The sequence below is a fragment of the Vibrio sp. LB10LO1 genome (assembly GCF_010092875.1).
Classification (GTDB): Bacteria; Pseudomonadota; Gammaproteobacteria; order Enterobacterales; family Vibrionaceae; genus Vibrio; species Vibrio campbellii.
Window position 1 is genome coordinate 1 of record NZ_JAADJW010000057.1, and the last position, 16,026, is coordinate 16,026.

Consider the following 16,026-nt stretch of genomic DNA (forward strand, 5'->3'; position numbering starts at 1 on the left):
ATTCGGGATTCGGGATTCGGGATTCGGGATTCGGGATTCGGGATTCGGGATTCGACTTTATTTTGCTTTTCTAGGAACAAGTTCCGTCAACACCTTCTTAATAAAAATTCCTTTTCTCTATACCCTCAACGAGTACCTCTCGATTCCTAAAGCGAAGCGCTCCCAACTCTCGGAGCGTAGCGTTTCCCTATCTCGCATCTCGAAGGACGAAGTCCGTTCCCGAAGCGAAGCGTTCTCGAATCAGAAAAGCCGTAAAACGCAAAAAGCCGCAACATTTCTGTTGCGGCTTTCTCTAATACGGTCGATGAAGAGCCATATTCTAACTTCAGGCGAACCCCATTTGGTTCGCTACTATCAAAGCCAAATTTTCGACCGCTGAAACGACGAAAGCCTGCTCATTGAGCAGGCTTTCTAAAAGTGGTCGGTGAAGAGGGATTCGAACCCCCGACCCTCTGGTCCCAAACCAGATGCGCTACCAAGCTGCGCTATTCACCGAAATGTTTAACTGAGGACTTATCCCCGTCAACGGATGCGTATATTACGGATTCTTTAGAGAGACGCAAGCGCTTTTTACAAAAAAACGTAATGTCTTAATTCGTTTGATGATTTACTGAACACTAGCACGTGAAATGTGACTAAGAACCCACAATAAAATACAGATTATTAACCTCGGCAACATAATTGATCCAGATCAGTGTGCAAAAAAACACCACCCATTAACGTTGTCCATGTCGGAAATATCTTGGAGGAAACATATGGACTTTTGGCTTGATCTCCTATTTGGTAATGCGGTGGGACTATCGTCAATGATTGTAATCTTTGGGGCAATTGGTCTAATGCTGTTTTACGGCGGTTTCTTCGTGTACAAGGTTATGAACGACAAATCTCCTCACTAGATCTCGCTTAGCTCTAGAAACGCTTTGCACCGGAGTTGGTTACTTGCCCACTCCGGTTTTTTATTTGATCCCAATACACTACTCATTGATATAATCTTACTATTCCTACCCTGTTCTTTATGAGATTGCCGTTATGTCTCAAGACGACGATTTTGATCTGTTCCAACAGATGATGGGCGATGTAAAACCTATCGACCAAGACACCGCTAACCATAAAAAAGTGCATCACGTGACAGATGCTCAATTGGCGAAGCGCGAAGCCGCGATTTGGCTCACTGAAGATGATCCTGAATACTTGTCGATTGACCATGCAGAAATGCTCAAACCTGATGACTTTATCGAGTTCAAACGCGATGGTGTACAAGATGGCGTATACCGCAAACTACGCCTTGGTAAGTACCCGATCCAAGCTCGACTTGATCTGCACCGTAAAACGCTAAAAGAAGCGCGTGACGAAGTCGTTAAATTCCTCAAACAATGTATTGAGATGGATATCCGTACCGTGGTGATCGTTCATGGCCGTGGCGAACGCTCGAATCCACCAGCATTAATGAAGAGTTTTGTCGCGAGTTGGCTACAACAAATCCGAGAAGTGCAATGTGTTCACAGTGCACAACGATTCCACGGTGGCAGTGGTGCTGTGTACGTTCTATTAAGAAAGAGTGCTGAAAAGAAAATGGAGACGCGTGAACGTCATCAAAAACGTTTAGGCTAACCGGATTCTCGGTGCTAGAATGCCCGACCTTATCTCGCCTTGCTGCTTTAATTCGCAGCAGGCACTTCTATTAACCGCCGTTGTGAAACGTTAGGAGACTCACATGTCACAAGACAACGCAAAACGCTTAAACAAATACATCAGCGAAACGGGCTTTTGCTCGCGTCGTGAAGCAGACCGTCTTATCGAGCAAGGCCGTGTCACTATTAATGGTCAACAACCAGAGATGGGCACAAAAGTACTGCCAGGCGATGATGTTTGTGTTGATGGCAACCCTGTTGCAGCGAAAGAAAAACCAATTTACATCGCGTTGAACAAACCAACCGGTATCACTTGTACTACTGAGCGTGATATTCCGGGTAACATCGTTGATTTCATCGGGCACAAAAAGCGTATCTTCCCTATCGGTCGTCTGGATAAACCTTCCGATGGTTTGATCTTCCTTACTAACGATGGCGACATCGTAAACAAGATTCTGCGTGCGGGTAACAACCACGAGAAAGAATACGTAGTACGTGTCGACAAACCAATCACGGGTGAATTCCTCAAGCAGATGTCGAGCGGTGTGAAGATCCTCGATACGGTTACTCTGCCTTGTAAAGTAGAGAAAGAGACCAAATTCTCTTTCCGTATCGTACTGACTCAAGGTTTGAACCGTCAGATCCGTCGTATGTGTGAAGCGCTAGGCTACGAAGTATTCAAGCTGCGTCGCGTACGTATTATGAACATCTCACTTGATGGCATTCCTAACGGTAAATGGCGTTACCTGAGTGACGACGAAGTGGCAGAGATCCTAGCAATGTGCGAAGGCTCTGTGGGCACAGAAGAAGCATCGAAAACAGATTCTAGAGGCCGCAACATTCGTAAAGCGACCGACGCGAAGCTGTACGATAGTCGTGAAGAGAACCAAGGTTCAACGGCGCGCCGCAACCAAAAAACACGCACGTTCCGTGGTAACAACGCGGATGAATTCCGTCATGCTCCGAACTCGAAAAAAGGCCAACAGCGTCGTCAACGTGATGATGAAGATGGACGCCCAGCAAAAGAGCATTACAAAGCGAAACCACAAGGTGAACGCAGCAGACCGCAAGGCGAGCATGGTAAATCGCAGCGTAAACCAGATGCATCGAGCAATACGCACTCAGCAAACAAACCTCAATCACCGAGTAAGCCGAAGCAGCATTACATGAATCCAAATGCCGCGAAGCCAAGCAAACCAGCTAAACGCACTGGTGGTACATTGAGTCTGAAGAAGTAATGCTTCACTGACTGGCAAGATCAAAAAAGGACGCTCATGAGCGTCCTTTTTATTTGTCATGTTTTTACAAACAAAGAGAGGCAAACTGACCGCGAGTTAGACTCAGTAAATCTTTCGGTGCTAACTCGATTTCTAAACCACGCTTACCTGCACTTACACAGATGGTGTCTTGCTCTGTTGCGCTCTCATGTAAAAAAGTTGGCAGCGCTTTTTTCTGGCCTAAGGGACTGATCCCACCAACAACATATCCTGTGGTCTTTTGCGCAATTTCCGGATCGGCCATATCGGCCTTTTTGCCCTTCGCTGCTTTCGCCGCCAGTTTTAGGTTCAACTTTTGATCAACTGGGATAATCGCAACCGCAAGGTTCTTTGGCTCGCCGTTCAAACAGAACAACAAGGTTTTGAATACTTTCTTTGGATCTTGTCCCAATACCTCAGCCGCCTCTAATCCATAGCTGTCTGCTCTTGGATCGTGCTCGTATTGGTGAATGGTGTGTGTAACTTTTTTCTTTTTCGCAAGATTAATGGCCGGAGTCATCAAGATTCTCCTTATAAAAAAAAACGCTGCCTCTGAGTGAGGAGCAGCGCTTTAAGTTAATGGTATCAGCGACTTTGAGTCAATCGCTTTTTACTTGTAAACAATATCACCAGAAGGCGCGTATTCGTTTACGTCAATTGGGCTGTGTGATTCCAAGAACTCTTTCAGTACCTCTGCATCCGTAAATCCCGTGTTGACGTAACCCGGATGAGTATTCACTTTCGGGTAACCATCACCACCTGACGCGTTGTAACTTGGTACGGTAAAGCGGTATTGACCATCTAGGCGAAGCTGTTTTTCACCAATAAAGACATTCGATACTTTGCCATCTTCAACCGTCATTGAGATACCAGCAAACTGAGCGTAAGCACCAGAATCAACGGGCTTCGTCGCTACAACATTTAAGTAATCAAGAACTTCTTTACCCGACATATCGATGTAAGACACCATGTTGCCAAATGGCTGAACCGTCAGAACGTCTTTGTAGGTGATATCGCCGGCCTCAATCGAATCACGCACACCGCCCGAGTTCATCACAGCGAAATCCGCTTTAGCGCGCTCCATGTGGGCAGTTGCAATCAAACGACCAAGATTGGTTTGTTGGAAACGAACAACGTTGCGGTCACCTTCCAGCTTGCCGTTAGATTCAGCAATTTTCACATTCAACTGACCCTGACCTTTTTCTTGGTAAGGACGAAGGAAATCCAGCATTGCCGAGTCTTGTGCAATTTCATCTTGAACCAATACACGTTGAGACTCGCCGTTCACTTTGATTTTCTTCTTCAAGTTAACCGGAATCAGATCGTAGCTCACCATCAATAGTTCGCCGTTGCGGAACTCGTAATCAGCACGACCAACGTACTTACCCCACTCGTACGCTTGCAAAATGTAAGTACCGTTTTGCTCATCTGGCTTACATTCATCGCCCGGCTTAAAGTTCTTCTTAATGACATTAGGGCCTTCCATACATACAGGCTCTTGTGAGTGGCCACCCACAATCATGTCCAAGTCACCCTCGTTTAGGTAGCGAGCCAAGGCCACATCACCAGGCGCATTCACACCACGGTTGCCGTTTTCGTAGTGACCCATGTGTGTCACTGCAAAGATAAGGTCTGGCTTTTCAGTTTGCTTTAGTTCAGCAATCAGCTTTTTCGCTTCTTCTTTCGGGTCGCGGAAATCAACCTCGCCGATGTACTCTGGATTACCCAGTTTTGCCGTGTCTTCTGTCGTGAGGCCAATCACAGCAATCTTGATGCCCTGCTTGTTGAACATGGCATAAGGTTGGAACAGACGCTCGCCGGTTTCTTTGTCGTAAATGTTGGCAGACAGCATTGGGAAGTTTGCCCACTCTTGCTGTTTGAACAACACTTCCAGTGGGTTATCGAATTCATGGTTACCCAGTGCCATCGCGTCGTAACCAATCTTGCTCATGCCTTTAAAGTCAGGCTCAGCATCTTGCAGGTCAGACTCAGGCACACCTGTGTTGATATCACCACCTGATAGTAGAAGCACGCTACCGCCTTCGGCTTGAATCTCTGCACGCAGTTCATCAATCAGCGTCTTACGTGCCGCCATGCCGTACTCACCGTACTTGTTTTGCCAAAAACGACCATGGTGGTCGTTGGTGTGCAGTACGGTCAGTTTGTAAGTTGTGTCTTCATTCCATTCGTGTGCTGGTTGCGCTGCACATCCGGCAAGAGTTGCCAAGATAGCCGCGCTCAAAGCGGTCTTTACAATCAGGCGTTGCTTCATTGTTTTACCTTTTTATCGTCTGGGGTCCACTGCATTGCGCGCTCAGTAGCCAAGAAACGGTCCTCTCACTGGGTTAAAACGCGCAAACTTAGCACTAGTGTAAAACACTAAAATATTGATTTCATGTTTCTGCGACGCAGTTTGCTGCTGACAAGTTAGATAGCCTTAAATCTAAGCAAATTATAGACATAATCAAGGTGGTGTAAGGAAGCGAGAAAAGGATAGTGAGGCAGAATGAATGTGTCTATACAAAAATGGCCAGCACATAGGCTGACCATTTCATTCAGACATTCACAGTAACCGATTATTTGATATCGATGTCTGCAAAGCTCTTGATTAGATCGTCTAGCGATTTCATTTGCGCTAGGAACGGTTCTAATTTGTCTAGAGGCAGTGCTGATGGGCCATCACAACGTGCTTGATCTGGGTTCGGGTGCGCTTCAATAAACAGACCGGCAATACCTGTTGCTAGACCTGCTTTCGCCAGTTCAACCGTTTGCTCACGACGACCGCCAGATGCCGCGCCCGATGGGTCACGCATTTGTAGTGAGTGCGTTACGTCAAAGATGATTGGGCTGCCTTTCGATGCGTTTTTCATCACACCAAAGCCAAGCATGTCTACAACTAGGTTGTCGTAACCCATACACGAGCCGCGCTCACAAAGGATGATGTTTTCGTTACCACACTCTGCAAACTTCTCAACGATGTTACCTACTTGGCCAGGGCTCATGAACTGAGGTTTCTTCACGTTGATAACCGCACCTGTTTTCGCCATCGCTTCTACAAGGTCAGTTTGACGAGCTAGGAATGCAGGAAGCTGGATAACGTCAACGACGTCAGCCACTGGTTGAGCTTGTGCTTCTGTGTGAACGTCAGTGATGATCTTCACGCCGAATGTATCCTTCAGCTCTTGGAAGATTTTCATGCCTTCTTCCAGGCCAGGGCCACGGTATGAGTGAACAGAACTGCGGTTTGCTTTGTCGAACGACGCCTTGAATACGTAAGGGATGCCAAGCTTGTCCGTCACTTTTACGTAGTGCTCACAGATCTGCATAGCAAGATCACGAGACTCAAGAACGTTCATACCTGCAAATAGGGTGAATGGCTTGTCGTTAGCAACCTGAATGTCGCCAATATTAACGATTTTCTGTTCCATTTTGATTCTCTTTTGTCTGTCTTCGGCACGCCGTTTGAGCATGCCGATAAAATTAGTGAAGCGTAACGTGCTTTTCGCTCATGGCGTTAACTTGTGATTTTAGTAGTTCTGATGCCGGATCGTCTGGGCATTGGTCAATAAAGTACTGAAAATCTGAAACCGCCACCTGATGACACTCTAACTGCTGGAAGATGAAACCACGGTCACGAATCTCGTATGGGTCATCCGGTACGAAAGTCAGTGCGAGATTGGTGCATCGCAGCGCCAGTGTGTAACGCTCTTCACGTAGCATCGCGCTTTTAATTAACGCGAGCCAACGACCAATCACTGTCGGGTTGTCCGCTTCTTCAAAGTGTTCAGGCTTCAATGTTGCCAGTGGGCCTTCTTGACCAATCAACCAAGCTTGAAGGATTTTCTCACCAACATACTCACCGTTAAACGGGTTAATGTAGTCTGGTGTTTTGTGCATCCAATCCACTTTGATCAAAAACTGAGTCGGGAATGTCACCCCTTTCATCGGGAAGCCAAGACGGTTGCCTAAGTAAAGCAAGATGGCACCAAGGCTTACCGGAATGCCTTTTTTACGCTCCAACACCTTGTCGATAAAGCTGTTGTCAGAGATAAAGTATTCTTGTTCATCGCCTTTAAAGCCCCATTCGTAAAAGAATAGGCGCAAGAAAGAGTCAAAACGCTGCTCTTCGTCCGTCTCATGAACCAGAATCGCTTCGGCCTCTTCGTAGAGACGTTCTAGTTCAAGTTTTGCCCAATGCACATTAGTGTCTGGGTTGATGGAATGGTTCAGTTCTAACGCGCCTTCCACCAACGCCATGTTGTCAAAATCTTCGTCAAAAAACTCAAGCATTGAGATTACCCAAATAGGTTTGGATTTTTAGATACGGCAATATTAGCGGCCATGACTAACCAGCCTAGAGCGCCAAAGAAGGCAAAAATTCTCAGCAGCTTGTTTTTCGCCATTTTCAAAGCGAAGAAACCAAGAGCGATGTACGCAAGCACACATGTAATCTTGTTGGTTAGCCAAGGCGCAGCATCCGTAAACGGAATGAAACCAGTCACCATGATTAGGCCGATACCTGACAGCAATAGCGCCGTATCAACAATGTGTGGGAAAACTTTCAAGAAGCGATTGTTGCGTTTTGGAGAGTCCATCATCAACAACGCGAATCGGATCGATAGTAGCGTCGCGCTCAATGCGATCGTTACTAAGTGAATGTGTTTTAGAGCTACGTACATTTTCTTTCTCTTTTATAAGTTACTGCTGACTTGCTCGTTATTATTGAGGCTTGTAACAACCGAGCGTCACTCGGTCATTACCACCATAGTCTTTTTCCGTGACTACTTGCTCATAACCAAAGTTCGTCATGATCTCACGAACGGCGTCGCCTTGATCATAACCATGTTCAAATGCGAGCCACCCACCCTCTTCCAGATATTGACGTGCAAGATCAGAGATATGGCGAATATCTGCCAAACCATTTTCATCAGCGACCAGCGCAGATTTTGGCTCAAATCGCACATCACCTTGAGAGAGATGCGGATCTTGTTCGTCGATATACGGTGGGTTGGAGACAATTAAAGCAAACTTTGTTCCGCTGACAATAGGTTCGAACCAGCTACCTTGATCAAACGTCACATTTTTGATGTTTAACTGCGACGCGTTGTACTCGGCAAGCTCTTTTGCTTCTTGCTTTAAGTCAACGCCCATCACTTGGCGTTTCGGCATCTCAGACGCGAGCGCTAACGCAATCGCCCCTGTGCCAGTACCCAAGTCAAGAATTGGTCCAGTCTGCTCGTAAGTTTTATCCAATGCGACTTCAACCAAACGTTCAGTGTCTGGTCTTGGGATCAGCGTGGATGGAGAGACTTTAAGTGGCAGCGACCAAAACTCACGCTCACCGATGATGTAAGCCACAGGCTCACCAGCAATACGTCGCGCTAAAAGGTCATCGAACTGAGCTTGTTGCTCTGCTTCTAATGCTTTTTCTGGCCAGGTCAGTAGGTAGGTTCGTGGTTTGCCAAGGACATGGCAAAGAAGGACAGCTGCATCGAGAGAAGGCGACTCTTTGCCGCCTTCTGTCAGAATTGCCGTCGCACTTTTGAGTGCTTGCTCAATAGATTGAACTTGGCTCATTCGATTAGCCGTTCTCAGCTAGCGCCGCTAGTTGGTCTGCTTGGTGCTCTTGAACAACTGGGTCGATCAAGCTTTGTAGGTCACCTTCCATCACTTCATTCAAACGGTAGATGGTTAGGTTGATACGGTGGTCAGAAACACGACCTTGTGGGTAGTTGTAAGTACGGATACGGTCACTACGGTCACCAGAACCTAGTAGGTTACGACGTGTGTCAGACACTTCTGCCGCACGACGCTCTTCTTCCGCTTGAACGATACGCGCAGCAAGTACTGCCATCGCTTTCGCTTTGTTCTTATGCTGTGAACGCTCATCCTGACACTCTACTACTGTACCAGTTGGTAAGTGGGTAATACGGATTGCCGAGTCAGTGGTGTTAACGTGCTGACCACCCGCGCCAGATGCACGGAATGTATCGATTTTTAGGTCTGCTGCTTTGATTTCAGGCAGATCCGCTTCTGGGATTTCCGCCATAACCGCTACGGTACACGCAGAAGTATGAACACGGCCTTGAGATTCTGTCGCTGGTACACGTTGTACACGGTGACCGCCTGACTCAAACTTCAGCACGCCGTAGGCGCCGTCGCCGCTCACTTTCGCGATCATCTCTTTGTAGCCGCCGTGTTCTGCTTCGTTTGAAGACATAACCTCGATACGCCAGCCACGCTTTTCTGCGTATTTGCTGTACATACGGAACAGGTCACCAGCGAAGATACCCGCTTCATCACCACCCGCACCTGCACGGATTTCTAGGAAACAGTTACGGTCATCGTTTGGATCTTTCGGAAGAAGAAGAATTTGTAGCTCATCAGTCAGACGCTCGATCGCTTCTTTTGCTTCTTTGATTTCTTCCTGCGCCATTTCACGCATTTCTTCGTCGTCTTCGTTCGCCATATCTTCAGCAGCCGCAAGATCGTCTTGCGCTTGTTGATATGCTTGGAAGCACTTAGTAACTTCTTCTAGCTGAGAGTACTCTTTTGATAGAGCGCGGAATTTATCCTGATTTCCAATTACATCAGGATCACCAAGAAGATGTTGAACTTCTTCGTAACGTTCTACTAGCGTTTCTAGCTTAGTCAGAATAGAGGCTTTCATAGTGTCGTTTTCTTAATAAAAAGCGTGAGTTACAGATCATCCAAACCAAGGGTCTGGCGGATAACCGTTAATTTTGCTGGTTCGCCCTGCTCAGCTGCACTTTGCAGCGCACGAGTTGGAGCGTGAATCAGTTTGTTGGTGAGTTTATTACTAAGCTCGCGCAGCACTTTTTCTGGGTCTGCACCGGTTGCCAATGATTGTAGGCTCTTACTTAGTAAGTCTTCACGAATTTCGTTAGCCGATTTGCGATAATCACGAATACTGTCCACGGCTTGGAGTGAACGCAGCCACGTCATAAATGCCGCGCTTTCTTCGCTGACGATCGCTTCTGCTTGAATCGCTTCTACTTTACGTTGTTCGATGTTGCTATCGATGATCGACTGTAAGTCATCCACCGAGTACAAGTAAGCATCACTCAATTCACCCACCTGCGCTTCCACATCACGTGGGACCGCAATATCCACCAAAAGCATTGGCTGATGACGACGTTTCTTCAACGCAGTCTCTACCATGCCCTTACCAATAATAGGTAATGGACTCGCCGTTGAGCTGATGACGATGTCTGCCCTTGGTAAATGGTCAGGAATTTCATTCAAGCTGATCACTTCTGCGCCAAATTGCTCACCCAAACCAAGAGCACGCTCTCGCGTTCGGTTAGCAACAATCATCTTAGTACAGCCGTTAGACGCTAAGTGCTTCGCCACCAGTTCGATGGTTTCACCCGCACCAACCAACAATACCGTTGAGTCAGACAGTGATTCAAAGATGTGTTTCGCCAATGTACAGGCAGCATAAGCCACCGACACCGCGTTACCACCAATATCAGTTTCTGTTCGAACACGTTTTGCGACTGAAAAAGTCTTTTGGAACAACTTATCAATCGACGTATCCACCGCCTGATGATCTCGGGAATCAGAAAACGCTTGTTTTACCTGACCCAAAATCTGAGGCTCACCAAGTACCAGTGAATCAAGGCCGCAAGAAACACGCATCAAGTGCTTAATCGCCGCTTGCTCTTCATGGACATAAAGGCTCGGCATCAAGTCTTCTTGATTAACTTGATGGAACTGGGCTAGCCAGTCGATAAGCTTATTTCGCGCTCCTTGCTTCACGTCGCAGTACACTTCGGTACGGTTACAGGTAGAAACAATCACACTGCCATTGACGGCTTCGTGCTCTCTGAGTTGCTCAAGTGCTGGGCCCAATTTATCGGGTCCGAACGCCACTTTCTCTCGCAAGTCAACAGACGCTGTATTGTGATTGATTCCAATAGCAAGCAAGGACATCTAACGTGGTATCTCTGAGATCGGTTATAAAATAGGTTCAGAATTTTACTGTAAGCACGCATTTATTGAAAGGGTAAGCCGGATTTGTTTTCCTTCGCTCGGCTTTTCAATGCTATAGTTGTGAGCGATTACCGATGAAACTGATTAATAAGCCATCAAACATGACCTTACGCTCCTTTCTCATCTTGCTCTTATCGAGCATAGTACTCGCGGGTTGTAGTTCTGTTCCTGAAAGTGTCACCAGCGTAGAGTGGCAAGCGCATGAACAGCGACTGGAAACCATTGATAACTTTCAAGCTACAGGCAAACTTGGCTATATTGGCCCTGATCAAAGACAAAGCCTGAATTTTTTCTGGAAGCACTCTTCCGCTCTAAGTCAATTGCGTTTAACGACTCTACTTGGTCAAACCGCATTAAAGCTCACCATTACCCCACAAGGTGCGACGGTCGAAACTTACGACGACCAAGTCCTCTCCGCACGTGATGCTAACCAACTGATTTACCGATTAACCGGCTTAATGATGCCAGTTGACCATTTACCTGATTGGCTACTTGGCTTACCTACAGATGCCGACTCTTTCCAACTATCACCGACCAATACCCTCCAAGCACTGGATAAACAGATTGGCTTGAATGATTGGAACATCGCTTATCAGCGTTACGGTGACATTGAATGGCATGAGCAGACCTTGCCGCTGCCGAACAAGTTAAGACTGAGCACATCTGACGTAAAAATTAATTTAGTGATCACAAAATGGAACATCACCCAATGATCGATCTTTCAACCCGCTGGCCATCACCAGCGAAATTGAATCTCTTTCTTTATATTAATGGCCGAACAGAAAACGGCTATCACGAGTTACAGACCTTATTCCAATTCGTCGATCACGGCGATGAGCTAACCATTCAAGCAAACGATTCTGGTGAGATCACGATTTCGCCAGAGATCGAAGGTGTTCCTCTAAAAGACAACTTGATCTGGAAAGCAGCAACTGCACTTCAACGTTTCGCGAACTGCTCATACGGTGCACATATCGATCTACATAAGATCCTACCGATGGGCGGCGGAATTGGCGGCGGTTCTTCCAATGCAGCAACGGCGTTGGTTGCGCTTAATTACCTATGGCAAACCAATCTGAGTGATGACGAGTTAGCCGAAATTGGCCTTGCACTTGGTGCGGATGTGCCAGTATTTGTGCGTGGTTTTTCCGCATTTGCTGAAGGTGTTGGCGAGAAACTTTCTCCCGCCCATCCAGATGAGAAATGGTATTTAGTGGTACGCCCGAACGTTTCCATTGCAACTGCCGACATATTCAGACATCCAGATTTGACCCGAAATACGCCAAAACGCGATTTAGAAACGCTTTTAAACACGCCAAGCGTAAACGATTGCGAAAAAATTGTACGAATGCTCTACCCAGAGGTTGATAAGCAACTTTCATGGCTGCTACAATACGCGCCGTCAAGATTGACGGGGACAGGATCTTGCGTTTTTGCTGAATTTTCGAGCAAATCCGAAGCAGAAACTATCCTTGCACAACTCTCTGATAAAGTCTCGGCATTTGTCGCTCAAGGGCGAAATATTTCGCCACTAAAAGAGACTTTGGCTGAATACCAATCAGCCTCACACCGACCTATTTAAACTGGACGCAAACCCGAGGTTTCCACCGTGCCTGATATGAAGCTATTTGCTGGTAACGCAACACCTGAACTAGCCCAACGTATTGCTGATCGTCTTTACATCTCTCTTGGTGATGCATCTGTTTCTCGCTTTTCTGATGGCGAAGTTGCAGTTCAAATCAACGAGAACGTTCGTGGTAGTGATGTTTTCATCATTCAATCCACTTGTGCACCGACTAACGACAACCTAATGGAATTGGTTGTTATGATTGATGCAATGCGCCGTGCTTCAGCAGGTCGTATCACTGCAGTAATTCCTTACTTCGGCTACGCTCGCCAAGACCGTCGTGTACGTTCTGCGCGTGTGCCAATCACTGCAAAAGTTGTTGCTGATTTCCTATCTAACGTTGGCGTAGACCGCGTTCTGACTATCGACCTACACGCAGAGCAAATCCAAGGCTTCTTCGATGTACCAGTTGATAACATCTTCGGTACGCCAGTACTTCTAGAAGACATGCAATCTCGTGGTCTAGAAAACCCTGTAGTGGTTTCTCCTGACCTAGGTGGCGTTGTTCGCGCTCGTGCAACTGCAAAAGCACTAGGCGATATCGATATTGCTATCGTTGATAAGCGTCGTCCACGTGCAAACGTTTCTGAAGTAATGAACCTAATCGGTGACGTTGAAGGTCGTGACTGTGTGATCGTTGATGACATGATCGACACTGGTGGCACACTATGTAAAGCAGCTGAAGCGCTAAAAGAGCGCGGTGCTAAGCGTGTATTCGCTTACGCAACCCACGCTGTATTCTCTGGTAACGCTGCGGACAACATTAAGAACTCTGTTCTTGACCAAGTTATCGTAACTGACTCTATCTCTCTATCTAAAGAGATGGCGGCAACTGGCAAAGTAACTACACTAAGCCTTTCTCGCATGCTAGCTGAAGCGATTCGTCGTATCAGCAACGAAGAGTCAATCTCTGCAATGTTCAACTAATCCGAACATTTCAGTTAGACTGATTTCAAAAGCACCCCTCTATGGGGTGTTTTTTTATTTGTATCGATAGGCAGAAAATCCCTTGGTCGCCCACTGCGAGAATTCTGTGCTATCATACTGCGCTTTTTGAGATTCCAGAGAGATCCTAACCTTGACTCAACCAATCAAACTTCTTGTTGGTCTTGCTAATCCGGGACCAGAATACGCCAAAACTCGCCACAATGCGGGCGCTTGGGTTGTAGAAGAACTAGCACGCGTTCACAACGTTACCCTGAAGAATGAACCAAAGTTCTTTGGCCTAACAGGACGCATTATGGTCAATGGCCAGGATCTCCGTTTGCTAATCCCAACTACCTTCATGAACCTATCTGGCAAAGCGATCGCAGCACTTGCGAAGTTTTACCAAATTAAGCCAGAAGAGATCATGGTTGCTCACGACGAGCTAGACTTACCGCCAGGTGTCGCTAAATTTAAGAAAGGTGGCGGTCACGGTGGCCACAATGGTCTGCGTGACACCATTAGCAAACTGGGCAATAACAAAGATTTTTATCGTCTTCGTATCGGCATTGGCCATCCGGGACACAAAGATAAAGTGGCGGGTTTTGTACTAGGCAAAGCTCCAGCGAAAGAGCAAGAGCTACTAGACGCCGCAGCTGACGAATCAGTGCGCTGTCTAGACATCCTAATTAAGGATGGCCTATCAAAAGCACAAAATCGCCTCCACACGTTCAAAGCTGAATAAGGTTACTATCATGGGTTTTAAATGTGGCATCGTTGGTCTACCTAACGTTGGTAAATCAACTCTGTTTAACGCACTAACTAAAGCGGGTATTGAAGCAGCAAACTTCCCGTTCTGTACCATTGAACCAAACACTGGTGTGGTTCCTGTGCCAGATCTACGTCTAGATGCTCTAGCAAAGATCGTTAACCCACAGAAAGTTCTGCCTACCACAATGGAATTCGTAGACATCGCTGGTCTAGTTGCAGGTGCATCTCGTGGTGAAGGTCTAGGTAACAAATTCCTAGCGAACATCCGTGAAACTGACGCAATCGGCCACGTTGTACGTTGTTTCGAAAACGACAACATCGTTCACGTTGCAGGTAAAGTATCTCCAATCGAAGATATTGAAGTTATCAACCTTGAGCTAGCGATGGCTGACCTTGATTCTTGTGAACGCGCTATCCAGCGTAACGCTAAGAAAGCAAAAGGCGGTGACAAAGACGCGAAATTCGAACTAACCGTTCTAGAAAAACTGCTTCCTGTACTAACAGAAGGTGGCATGGCGCGTACTGTTGATCTTGCAAAAGAAGAGCTAGCAGCAATTGGCTACCTAAACTTCCTAACGCTAAAACCAACAATGTACATCGCTAACGTGAACGAAGATGGTTTTGAAGACAACGCATACCTAGACGCAGTACGTGAGTTTGCAGCGAAAGAAAACAACGTTGTTGTTCCTGTATGTGCAGCTATTGAATCAGAAATGGCTGAACTAGAAGATGACGAGCGTGAAGAGTTCCTAGCTGACCTTGGTATCGAAGAACCTGGTCTAAACCGCGTTATCCGCGCAGGTTACGAACTACTGAACCTACAAACTTACTTCACAGCTGGCGTGAAAGAAGTTCGTGCATGGACTATCCCTGTTGGCGCTACGGCACCAAAAGCGGCAGCGAAGATCCACACAGACTTCGAAAAAGGCTTCATCCGTGCTGAAGTTGTTGGTTACGACGATTTCATCCAATTCAACGGTGAAAGCGGCGCGAAAGACGCAGGTAAATGGCGTCTAGAAGGTAAAGAATACATCGTTAAAGACGGTGATGTTGTACACTTCCGCTTCAACGTATAATTAAGTGAATGAATTCTAAACACTTCATTTACATAAAAAGCCAGCCATAGTGCTGGCTTTTTTTATACCTTTCAGAAAAGACAAGAAATTAAGTCCCTTACTGCAAGCCATTTTATTTCCAGTTTTAGATCATAAACGCGCCTCTTTGTTTAAAAAGGAAGCGAACGATGGATTTTGCAGGATTTATTGAAAAAAACTGTTGACGGATCTCACTCAACTTCGCATAATGCGCGCCGTTCCCGACGACAAGGCAACTTAGCGAAGAGAACAAGAAAACATGGTTTTGGCTACGTAGCTCAGCTGGTTAGAGCACATCACTCATAATGATGGGGTCACAGGTTCGAATCCCGTCGTAGCCACCATTCCTAAAGGTTCTTTTTTAAGAGCAATTAGGAATAGATGCGGAAGTGGCGGAATTGGTAGACGCACCAGATTTAGGTTCTGGCGCCGCAAGGTGTGAGAGTTCAAGTCTCTCCTTCCGCACCATGTTTTAAGTAGTTTTACGACTACTGCCTGCAGGTCTATCGCCAAGCGGTAAGGCAGCGGCTTTTGATGCCGCCATTCCCTGGTTCGAATCCAGGTAGACCTGCCATTATTTAAAGTGAGATTCCTTTGATAAAAAGGGTTGTCACTTAGAGCGTGAAGGTTTATATTGTCTCGCTCAAAAAGATGGCTACGTAGCTCAGCTGGTTAGAGCACATCACTCATAATGATGGGGTCACAGG

Annotated in this window: 17 protein-coding genes and 4 tRNA genes; 12 read left to right on the plus strand and 9 right to left on the minus strand. The window is 46.6% G+C overall.

Annotated elements, in window-relative coordinates; translation table 11 throughout:
• The coding region (locus tag GXP65_RS25150; protein WP_205455624.1) for a hypothetical protein at positions 1–379 on the plus strand (379 nt) is incomplete at its 5' end.
• Positions 380–418: 39 nt separating this feature from the next.
• On the opposite strand, the gene GXP65_RS23795 is transcribed toward GXP65_RS25150, so the two are convergent.
• Positions 419–495 (minus strand) — tRNA-Pro (locus tag GXP65_RS23795).
• Positions 496–755: 260 nt separating this feature from the next.
• On the opposite strand from GXP65_RS23795, the gene GXP65_RS23800 reads away from it, so the two are divergent.
• The 3 genes from GXP65_RS23800 to rluF all read left to right on the plus strand — a co-directional run bounded on the left by GXP65_RS23800 (position 756) and on the right by rluF (position 2,869).
• Complete coding sequence (locus tag GXP65_RS23800; protein WP_010650907.1) at positions 756–896, plus strand: DUF3149 domain-containing protein; 141 nt, start codon at positions 756–758, stop codon at positions 894–896.
• Positions 897–1,029: 133 nt separating this feature from the next.
• Positions 1,030–1,611, plus strand: a complete 582-nt coding sequence (smrA, locus tag GXP65_RS23805; protein WP_038891618.1) for a DNA endonuclease SmrA — start codon at positions 1,030–1,032, stop codon at positions 1,609–1,611.
• 103 nt (positions 1,612–1,714) lie between these two features.
• A complete protein-coding gene (rluF, locus tag GXP65_RS23810; protein ID WP_162093873.1) occupies positions 1,715–2,869 on the plus strand; it encodes a 23S rRNA pseudouridine(2604) synthase RluF in 1,155 nt (384 codons plus the stop codon).
• A gap of 64 nt (positions 2,870–2,933) precedes the next feature.
• Here rluF and ybaK read toward each other — a convergent pair whose 3' ends face one another.
• The 8 genes from ybaK to hemA all read right to left on the minus strand — a co-directional run bounded on the left by ybaK (position 2,934) and on the right by hemA (position 10,843).
• Positions 2,934–3,407, minus strand: coding sequence for a Cys-tRNA(Pro) deacylase (ybaK, locus tag GXP65_RS23815; RefSeq protein WP_162093874.1), 474 nt, complete (start codon positions 3,405–3,407; stop codon positions 2,934–2,936).
• Positions 3,408–3,497: 90 nt separating this feature from the next.
• Positions 3,498–5,159 carry a bifunctional UDP-sugar hydrolase/5'-nucleotidase UshA gene (gene ushA / locus GXP65_RS23820; protein ID WP_162093875.1) on the minus strand — a complete coding sequence of 554 codons (1,662 nt, stop codon included), beginning with the start codon at positions 5,157–5,159 and terminating at the stop codon, positions 3,498–3,500.
• 304 nt (positions 5,160–5,463) lie between these two features.
• Positions 5,464–6,315: a 3-deoxy-8-phosphooctulonate synthase gene (gene kdsA / locus GXP65_RS23825; RefSeq protein ID WP_012127204.1), complete on the minus strand. Its 852-nt coding sequence runs from the start codon at positions 6,313–6,315 to the stop codon at positions 5,464–5,466.
• Positions 6,316–6,367: 52 nt separating this feature from the next.
• Positions 6,368–7,177 (minus strand): SirB1 family protein, encoded by an 810-nt coding sequence (locus GXP65_RS23830; protein ID WP_005535723.1) that lies wholly within the window; start codon positions 7,175–7,177, stop codon positions 6,368–6,370.
• A gap of 5 nt (positions 7,178–7,182) precedes the next feature.
• The gene (locus GXP65_RS23835; protein ID WP_010650919.1) at positions 7,183–7,566 is read right to left on the minus strand and encodes a SirB2 family protein; all 384 of its coding nucleotides are present in this window, start codon (positions 7,564–7,566) and stop codon (positions 7,183–7,185) included.
• A gap of 40 nt (positions 7,567–7,606) precedes the next feature.
• Positions 7,607–8,464, minus strand: a complete 858-nt coding sequence (gene prmC, locus GXP65_RS23840; protein ID WP_038891614.1) for a peptide chain release factor N(5)-glutamine methyltransferase — start codon at positions 8,462–8,464, stop codon at positions 7,607–7,609.
• Between the two features lie 4 nt (positions 8,465–8,468).
• Entirely contained in the window at positions 8,469–9,557 is a 1,089-nt protein-coding gene (prfA, locus tag GXP65_RS23845) for a peptide chain release factor 1 (RefSeq protein ID WP_012127201.1), read from the minus strand.
• A gap of 29 nt (positions 9,558–9,586) precedes the next feature.
• On the minus strand, positions 9,587–10,843 hold the full coding sequence (gene hemA / locus GXP65_RS23850; RefSeq protein ID WP_010650925.1) for a glutamyl-tRNA reductase: 1,257 nt from the start codon (positions 10,841–10,843) through the stop codon (positions 9,587–9,589).
• 134 nt (positions 10,844–10,977) lie between these two features.
• Here hemA and lolB point away from each other — a divergent pair, with 134 nt between their 5' ends.
• The 8 genes from lolB (at position 10,978) to GXP65_RS23890 (ending at position 15,893) form a co-directional block, all read left to right on the plus strand.
• Entirely contained in the window at positions 10,978–11,616 is a 639-nt protein-coding gene (gene lolB, locus GXP65_RS23855) for a lipoprotein insertase outer membrane protein LolB (RefSeq protein ID WP_012127200.1), read from the plus strand.
• Complete coding sequence (gene ispE / locus GXP65_RS23860; RefSeq protein WP_162093876.1) at positions 11,613–12,485, plus strand: 4-(cytidine 5'-diphospho)-2-C-methyl-D-erythritol kinase; 873 nt, start codon at positions 11,613–11,615, stop codon at positions 12,483–12,485. The genes lolB and ispE overlap by 4 nt, the downstream gene beginning before the upstream one ends.
• 27 nt (positions 12,486–12,512) lie before the next feature.
• The gene (locus tag GXP65_RS23865) at positions 12,513–13,457 is read left to right on the plus strand and encodes a ribose-phosphate pyrophosphokinase (RefSeq protein WP_005449254.1); all 945 of its coding nucleotides are present in this window, start codon (positions 12,513–12,515) and stop codon (positions 13,455–13,457) included.
• A 151-nt stretch (positions 13,458–13,608) separates the two neighbouring features.
• Entirely contained in the window at positions 13,609–14,199 is a 591-nt protein-coding gene (gene pth / locus GXP65_RS23870) for an aminoacyl-tRNA hydrolase (protein WP_005438598.1), read from the plus strand.
• Positions 14,200–14,209: 10 nt separating this feature from the next.
• Positions 14,210–15,301: a redox-regulated ATPase YchF gene (gene ychF / locus GXP65_RS23875; protein WP_005449255.1), complete on the plus strand. Its 1,092-nt coding sequence runs from the start codon at positions 14,210–14,212 to the stop codon at positions 15,299–15,301.
• Between the two features lie 285 nt (positions 15,302–15,586).
• A tRNA-Met gene (locus GXP65_RS23880) sits at positions 15,587–15,663 on the plus strand.
• Between the two features lie 39 nt (positions 15,664–15,702).
• Positions 15,703–15,787, plus strand: a tRNA-Leu gene (locus tag GXP65_RS23885).
• Between the two features lie 31 nt (positions 15,788–15,818).
• Positions 15,819–15,893: transfer RNA gene (locus GXP65_RS23890), tRNA-Gln, on the plus strand.
• Positions 15,894–16,026: the final 133 nt, after the last annotated feature.